The sequence below is a fragment of the Sphaerochaeta sp. S2 genome, assembly GCF_016406725.1.
Classification (GTDB): Bacteria; Spirochaetota; Spirochaetia; order Sphaerochaetales; family Sphaerochaetaceae; genus Sphaerochaeta.
The window spans coordinates 1-7,977 of the sequence record NZ_JAEKNT010000356.1 but is presented as its reverse complement, the minus strand read 5'-3'; the positions used below and the strand labels follow the sequence as shown (position 1 = coordinate 7,977).

The window sequence follows — 7,977 nt, the reverse complement described above, 5'->3', positions numbered from 1 at the left end:
CTATTCCTTCTGCTCTGGTGGCAAGAAAATTGAGAAAGGCAACTTGCATATGCTGAACCACCAAGGAAGCTTCCTCAGTCTGGGAAACTGCCTTCATATACTCCTCATTCGCAGTATCGGTAGTAAGGCATGCTGCACTATAGGCATCGAGGTTCTCCAGGTAATCAAGGATCAGCTCATAGGTAGAAATGAGCTCTTTCAAATCCTTTTTAGTATCTACAAAGCTTGCTTCAAGCTCTGTAGAAGCGGTAACCACCCATTGCAGGTCATGTTGAAATTCCTTGCTGTTACAGCCAGGATAGATGGGATCCAAATCCCAGGTAGGTAATGCACTCACCTCTTTCGCTCCTTATAAATTCAAATCATATTCAGCAATCTTGTTGATCAGGGTCCTGCGGCTGATGCCAAGCTCTTGGGCTGCTCGTGTGCGGTTTCCCTCCCAACGATGGAGAGCCCTGATGATTGCGTCGACTTCTACATCCTTGAGACTCTTTGCCTCTGCTGGTATTGCTGAAGGTTCATCCTTGGTCTGGGTATGGAGGGAGACCGATCCCCTCAGATCAAGGTCATCACACTGGATCTCCTCTCCACTGGTGAAAATCACTGCTCGCTCGAGAATATTCTCCAGCTCCCTGACGTTCCCAAAGAAGTCATGCTCGCAAAGCAGTTGCAATGCATCTGCGGAGAACCCGGTTACCTTGTGGCCCATCTGGCGGTTGAACCGCCTAAGGATCCCTGCAGCGAGCAAGGGAATATCTTCCCTTCGGTCCCTCAATGGCGGTATGACAATGCGAACCACATTAAGCCGATAGAACAGGTCCTCACGAAATACCCCTTCCCTGACCTGTTGTTCCAGATCCTTGTTGGTTGCCGCAATAATTCTTGCATTGATGGGTATTGCCTCTGTACCACCGAGCCGGCTGATCCTGCGGTCCTGCAGGACCCTGAGTATCTTTACCTGCAGAGCGAGCGGCATATCGCCGATCTCGTCCAGGAAAAGGGTCCCCCCACTTGCCAGTTCAAACATTCCTGTCTTGCGTGTTGCAGCACCGGTGAAGGCACCCTTCTCGTAACCAAAGAGTTCGCTTTCAAGCAGGTTCTCAGGGACTCCCCCAATATTGATGGCTACAAAGGGTCCACCTTTGACCGGGCTTGTAGCATGAATCTCGCGAGCCACCACTTCCTTTCCTGTCCCACTCTCCCCGGTTATAAGAACAGTTGAGGTAGTATCACCTATCTTGGTGATAACTTCCTTGATTTTCTTGATCGAGGAACTCTCTCCTACGAAAATCTGCTTATCATCCTCACGATTGTTTCGTGTCTCACTCTCGACCAAGTTCCTCAGGTGTTGTGCATCCACAAGTTTCTTCAAACGAATGGTCAACTCCTCGGGATCGAAAGGTTTTACAATGTAGTCTTGGGCCCCGGTTTTCAGGGCAGAGACCGCATCGGTAATCTCACCATGGGCGCTGACCATGATGATCGGCATGCGAAACCCTTCTCCCCTGATCCAGCTGATCAGGGAGAGACCATCCATTCCGGGCATTTTCAGATCGATAAGCGCAGCATCATAGGCCTCTTCTCGAAGCATTCGTTGTGCCGAGAGACCATTCTCTGCACAATCACTTTCTATACCGTCGAGTTTGAGGTATTGCTGCATCAAATCCCGGATATTTGGTTCATCATCAACAATGAGGATCTTCATTTTCTCGTTACTCCCATCAATTTGGCCGTATGGATGGACTTAGGCAGTACTACTTCGGCAACCGTACCACCCCCATCACGTGGATAGAGCCGTATATTTCCTCCCCTTGCCTTCACAAACTGTTGGCTGATGGAAAGTCCAATCCCTGAGCCATGGATCTTTGTGGTGAAGAAGGGGTCAAAAATCTTCTTGGAATCCTCTACCCTGATACCATCCCCACGGTCCATGACATATATATGGACAAAATTTCGCTTATCGGTGGTTATTCGCACCTCTACCTGTGGATCACGGGTATTGCTGCTCTCAACGGCATTCTTCAGGAGATTCTCAAATACTGAGCGTGCTCTGTCCACATCGATGACAATCTGTTGCGGAGAGCCACTCGAGAATCGAATGGGTTTGTCAAACCTCATCACCAAAGAGTTGAACAGCTCATTCAGATCAACCACAACTGGCTTGCCCAATGGGTTGCGAAGAAAGTCACTGACTTTGTTCGTAAGCTGGGTAAGCCTTCTGATCTCCTGTTCAATGAGCTTCAGATCCCCGGCATGTTTTGCAGGAAGTGTCTTCTTGAGCAGAGCAAGCTGTATGGTAATGGCACTGAGAGGGTTCTTGATCTCGTGGGTAAGGGTCCTTGCCGCCTGGCCAAGATTCACCAGGCTCTCTTGCTTTGCAATGGTCTCCCGATATCGACGGTTGTTCCGGTAGATGGAGAGTACCAACAAGAAAAGACCCATCAAGGTCATGCTGGAGATTATGCCGATAACCATGATGACCATTACCCGGTGGTTATAGTTCTGCCCATCAAAGTGGAGATACAGAACATCAGGGAAGTCGAGGGGAGCTGGAAGCAATCCATTCTCGGTAAGGGTAAGCTCACCAGTGTCCAGGAGGATGGTAAGCCGGCTGAATCGGATATATTCTATCATCCCCGTCTCTCTATTGAAGGTTGCGGTCCCCGTATTTGAACCGTCCTTGGGCAGAGAACCGCGAGAATCGAAGCGATCCAAGGGTATTGTCATCGGGACATTGCCCAGGCTCAGCACCTTTCTTCCCAAGGAGTTGTACACACCAATACCAGAGACATTTTCGTCCTGCATGGCCTGCAAAGCCTTATTGGTGCTATCCTGTAAAGCAAGGAAAACCGAGTTGAACGCCCGCTCAGCCTCACTCTGCATCCTTAACTCTTCGCGGTCAAGAATAGCTGAGGTGAGAAATATCACCAGAGCGATCAAGACAATGAAGGCGAATGCGAGCGAGGTGATGACGATGAAAGGTTCCTTTCCATCAACGATCATCCACCTGGTTTTCTTAACAGTCAAGCGTATACTCCCCCGAGAATCCTATTCGTAATTAAGGGCATCAATCGGGTCAAGACGGGAGGCTTTCATTGCTGGATACCACCCAAAGAAGACACCGACAAACATGGAAAAACCCAACGCCAGTATGACCGAGGTATACGATAAATGCAACGACCAATCCATTACATTGGTCACCCCGTAGCTGATCAAGGCCCCCAGTGCGATACCCAGCAATCCTCCAATGATGGTCAGCGTGAGCGCTTCACAGATGAACTGCCCACGAATGACGTTGGGACTCGCTCCCAAAGCCTTACGAATGCCAATCTCCTTGGTACGTTCTGCAACGGATACCAGCATGATATTCATGATCCCGATCCCTCCAACCAAGAGACTGATGGCGGCTATAGCAGCCAGGAATGCACTGAAGGTTCCAGTTATCTCGTTTGCCATATCTGCCAAACTAGCTGGGCTGAAGATATTGTAACCATCACTTCCCACAATACCATCAAGGTATTCGGTTACCCTGTCAGAAACCTCGATGGTATCATACCCATCCTGGACTTTCAGGACATACGCTCCCACCCCGGAAGTCCTGGTGAAACGCTGTCCATAGGTGTTATAAGGAATAAACACCGTGTTGTCATAGGAGAGGTTGAAGGTAGCATCCTTGCTCTCGAGAACTCCAACCACCAGATAGCTCTTTGCCTGGTTTCGGAACACACTTACATACTGGCCGACGGCACTCTGGTCTGGGAACAACTCCTCAGCAATATCAGAACCAAGCACAATAACCTGACGATAGTTGATGTTGTCCATCGACTCGAAGAAACCACCCTCGGCATACTCCAGATTAAGCACCGCTCCATAGCTTGAGAGCACCCCTGAAACCGATGCATTGATGGACTCCTGCCCGCTTCGGATCTGAGCATTGCTGTTGTTTTGGGGAAGCACGGTGGTCAATCCCTCGATATCCCTTAGCAGGGTATCGCTGAACTCCTCATCAAACGTTCCCGTTGAGCGTTGCGCATAGGAGGGATATACGGTAATCATATCCAAGCCACCTACGGCGATGCTGTCGGTAATACTCGTTGATGCACTCTGTCCAATGGTCAGGATAGCTACAACCGAAGCTACCCCGATAACGATACCCAACAGAGAGAGAGCGGTTCGCATTTTACTGCCACGCATTGCTGAGAATGCAAGTTTTATGTTCTCAAACAGCATAGCCTTCCTCCAGTTTCCCATCGCGCAGGTGTATCTGTCGATGGCATCGCATTCCCAGTTCCCTGTCGTGGGTAACGAGGATGACCGTCCTGCCTTCAGCATTCAACTCCTCAAAGAGTTCCATGATCTGGCTTCCGGTCTTGCTGTCCAGTGCACCGGTGGGTTCATCCGCAAGCAGGATGGTAGGGTTGTTCACTAAGGCACGAGCCACTGCCACCCGCTGCTTCTGACCACCTGAGAGTTCATTGGGGCGGTGGTACATACGGTCTGCAAGGCCAACCCGCTCTAGCGCATCAGCAGCCTTTTGCTTACGTTCACGTACTCCCATGCCAGCATAAAGAAGCGGGGTTACCACATTCTCAAGGGCTGTCAGCTTTCCCAGCAGGTTGAACTGCTGGAAAACAAAACCCACTTTTCGGTTTCTGATATACGCCAACTCAGTTTCATTCAAGCCGGCGGTATTTTCACCATCAATGTCGATCAGGCCACTGGTTGGAGTATCGAGACAGCCGATAAGGTTCATCATGGTTGACTTTCCACTTCCTGAGGGACCCATGATCGAGGTAAACTCTCCCTTCTTGATGGATAGGGTTACCCCATCAAGGGCTTTCACGATGAAATCTCCCATGACATAGTAGCGTCTGACATCCTCAAGATGTATTACATTCTGTTCCATCTCTATCACCGCATTGGCCCTCCACCCATGCCACCACCAGGTCCTGTCATGGTGACCAGGGCGGATGCACTGGTATCAGTCTTCTTGATAATCAGGGTATCACCTACCTTGAGGTCACCACTGAGAAGCTGGCTGATCCCCTCACCCAGGTACTTCACCGTAACAGGAACAGTGGTGGTACTTCCATCCTCCAATTTCTTGGTAACATAGCTGGCACCACGGCTACTTGTCACAGCACTCTGGGGGAGCAGAACCAATGTGGTTTCTCCCTCACTTGCAATCGAGCCTTCAAAGGTGAAGCCTGGGGCAATCTGAGACGGAGGATCAGAGATGGTAAGTTCCACATCCATTACCCCGATCCCTTGGTTGGTATATCTTCCAAGCATTGGGATATAGGTAACCTCTGCCTCTACCGGCGATGATGGATAGGAATCAAAATAGAGCGTAGCAGTCTGACCAAGCTGTACATACTGCATATCAATCTCATCAATTTCGACCGTTGCCTTAAGAGCAGAGCGGTCGATGATGGTCATTGCACTGGCACCTGCATCGAAATAATCACCTTGGCTGACATTGACCTCTGCCACCACCCCATCAAAATTTGCATATGCCTTGGTGTAGTCCAACCGATTCTGCGCGGATTGCAATCTCAGCTCGGTCAGCTCAACCTCACGGTCGCTACCGACCAGTTTTGCCCTTTCCAGTTCTGCTTCAAGGTTTGCAACTTCATACTTCTGGCTGGTGTCATCAATGGCGATAAGTACGTCGCCTTTCTTGACCACATCTCCTTCCTCCACGAATACATCGGTTACCGTTCCTGTTGCTCTGAGAATCACTTTCTGGATGTCATTCGGTTCAACATAGCCTGAGAGATCAATCGTGGAGGTGAAGGTATTCTCGTATACTTTTGCCTCAACTTCTTTAATGGCACTTACCGGGGCTTTAACTTCGGCCCAAGGCATTCTTCCGTTTTTGTTGTAGAAGGTGTAGAGAAAGAGGCTGAAAATGATTAGGCCCAGAACGACAAAGGTAGTTATCAATCGTTTGACCCGTTTTACACGGAGTTTTTTTCTCAGTTGGTTTCTGACTTGGTGTTCAGTATTCATTTCATTGGACTGCTTTTGCATGGAATGCTTCTCCCTTATATCTGCAAGATGCGAATTTCGTTTTCTAACTGCAAGCCTGATAGGAGCGTGACAGCCAAGTCATAGGCATCCATCTCCACCGTAAAAGCTGCATCATCCACCTCGCTCTTGGTGGCAAGGCCACGCTCAGCCAGGTCCTGTTGCTGCTCCAACACTTGCTGGTGATAATCCATCGTCTGGCCCAGCAACATATAGCTGAGGTTCCAGGAGGCTATCCTATTCTCGAGCGAAGTTACACTCTGCTGGTAATCATTCTTGGCATTGGCATATGCTATCTCAGCAAGTAAAACCTCGTTCTGCAACTTCTGTACCGTCAGAGAGTCGGTGGTGGAGGTAGGATTGTTACTCCATGATCCACTGATACTCACGGTAGGAGTAAAGTCATTTTTAGAAATATCATAGGTCCCTTCCACCTTGCCTGTCATAGAGAACTGCTTGCCGGCCAAGGTAGCAGAGATTTCTGGGGTAACGGTATTAATATCCCCCTTATTATTATTAAAAACCGTATCAATGGTGGATGTAGCAATACCACCACTTAGTTTCAGACTCTTGTTCTCAAACTCAGCCATCTTCAGCGCCAGGTCCTCTTTTGCCATGGAAAGGGCAAGAGATTGCATAAGCACATTGCTGTTCCCCTCTTCATTGCTGGAGAAATCGAGTACCGGTTCAGGAATTGAGTCCACTCCTTCCCATGTGGAGCCGGTTAAGGTGGCGTACTGCCTCAGTAAGAGCTCACGTGAGGCCTGTAAACCCGAGAGCGTTGCCTCTTGGGATGCTATTGCCTGCTTCTGTGTCTCATGGGTAAGGCTTCCCTCTCTGATGAGCTTCAGTGAGAGGTTCTGCTCAAGGTCTAGGCGGAGGTCTTCTATTTGTTTTTCGGTCTGCTTGATTGACTTCTCATTCTCCAACAAACTGCTGATCTGTTTATAGATGGTATTGGCAAAGGTCAGCTTACTGCTCTCATAGGAGCTGGTAGCCAATACCTCAGTCTGCCTGTTTGCTAGGCTTTCTCGATTATCGGTGGTATAGCCATAGGTAAGGGTGTGACTCGCTGAAACCTTGGGGGAGATGGCAAAAGCACTCCCATTGGGCAAATAACCCATCGTCCCTGTGGAAACGGAGATGGTGGTCTCTCCATCATCAGGAAGCAAGAAGGAAGCACTCACTCCTCCCAAATTCTCAAACTCATATGCATTAGTGGTAGGATTATAGGTAACACTTAGCTCTCCACTACTGACCGTAATACCTACATCATCTTCTGCTTGTGAAATGCTCTGGTCCAATAGTGCGTTGTTCTTGGTAATTTCCAAGTCCTGCATCTGGGTACTCTCTCCAAGTGCCCTGGAAACGATATCCTCCAGTGACTGGGAGAAGGCGGAGGTGGTTCCAATAATGAGTACCAAGCAAAGAACCATTCCTCGTATTCTTCGATTATGCATGAATATGCACTCCTTCTATAGCTATTAGTAATACCCCTAACTATCGTATTGAATCACATCAAGGGCAAGTACCATAGGACCATCTTCACCTAAACTACAAAAGTCTCTGTCCTCCGTCGACCGCAAGTTCCATGCCCGTAACGAAGGCAGCACGGAGTAAATAAGCTACTGCTTGTACAATATCAAGGGCCGAGCCGGTGTGCTTGAGCGGGAGTCGCTCTGCCATCCTTGCAAAGTAGGTATCATCACCATTACTGAGTACTGCTCCCGGTGAGATTGCATTCACCCGTAACGTCGGTCCAAGGGCCACCGCCAAGGTTTTGGTCTGAGCCAACAAGGCCCCCTTGGAGATATAGTATGCGCTGCGGCTTGCAGTGGGGGCCTCAATCTTGGTATCGACCATGTTGACGACCGACCCTGTGCCTCCACGTTCTGCAAGGTGAAGATAGAGTGCCTTGGAAAGGAAAAAAGGTGCCGTGTTGTGAAG

Annotated in this window: 7 protein-coding genes and 1 pseudogene; all 8 read right to left on the bottom strand. The window is 49.3% G+C overall.

Features of this window, described 5'->3' with window-relative positions:
- A pseudogene (locus JF818_RS10535) lies at positions 1 to 337 on the bottom strand (oligoendopeptidase); the annotation flags it as partial.
- A 12-nt stretch (positions 338 to 349) separates the two neighbouring features.
- Positions 350 to 1,705 (bottom strand): sigma-54 dependent transcriptional regulator, encoded by a 1,356-nt coding sequence (locus tag JF818_RS10530; RefSeq protein ID WP_198891971.1) that lies wholly within the window; start codon positions 1,703 to 1,705, stop codon positions 350 to 352.
- Positions 1,702 to 3,027 carry a HAMP domain-containing sensor histidine kinase gene (locus JF818_RS10525; protein ID WP_233067274.1) on the bottom strand — a complete coding sequence of 442 codons (1,326 nt, stop codon included), beginning with the start codon at positions 3,025 to 3,027 and terminating at the stop codon, positions 1,702 to 1,704. Before JF818_RS10525 ends, JF818_RS10530 begins: the two co-directional genes overlap by 4 nt.
- Positions 3,028 to 3,048: 21 nt before the next feature.
- Positions 3,049 to 4,230, bottom strand: coding sequence for an ABC transporter permease (locus JF818_RS10520; RefSeq protein ID WP_198891970.1), 1,182 nt, complete (start codon positions 4,228 to 4,230; stop codon positions 3,049 to 3,051).
- The gene (locus tag JF818_RS10515; RefSeq protein ID WP_198891969.1) at positions 4,220 to 4,906 is read right to left on the bottom strand and encodes an ABC transporter ATP-binding protein; all 687 of its coding nucleotides are present in this window, start codon (positions 4,904 to 4,906) and stop codon (positions 4,220 to 4,222) included. The genes JF818_RS10520 and JF818_RS10515 overlap by 11 nt, the downstream gene beginning before the upstream one ends.
- A gap of 5 nt (positions 4,907 to 4,911) precedes the next feature.
- Positions 4,912 to 6,033 (bottom strand): efflux RND transporter periplasmic adaptor subunit, encoded by a 1,122-nt coding sequence (locus tag JF818_RS10510; RefSeq protein WP_198891968.1) that lies wholly within the window; start codon positions 6,031 to 6,033, stop codon positions 4,912 to 4,914.
- A 14-nt stretch (positions 6,034 to 6,047) separates the two neighbouring features.
- Entirely contained in the window at positions 6,048 to 7,490 is a 1,443-nt protein-coding gene (locus JF818_RS10505) for a TolC family protein (protein ID WP_198891967.1), read from the bottom strand.
- Between the two features lie 94 nt (positions 7,491 to 7,584).
- The coding region (locus tag JF818_RS10500) for an SDR family oxidoreductase (protein ID WP_198891966.1) at positions 7,585 to 7,977 on the bottom strand (393 nt) is incomplete at its 5' end.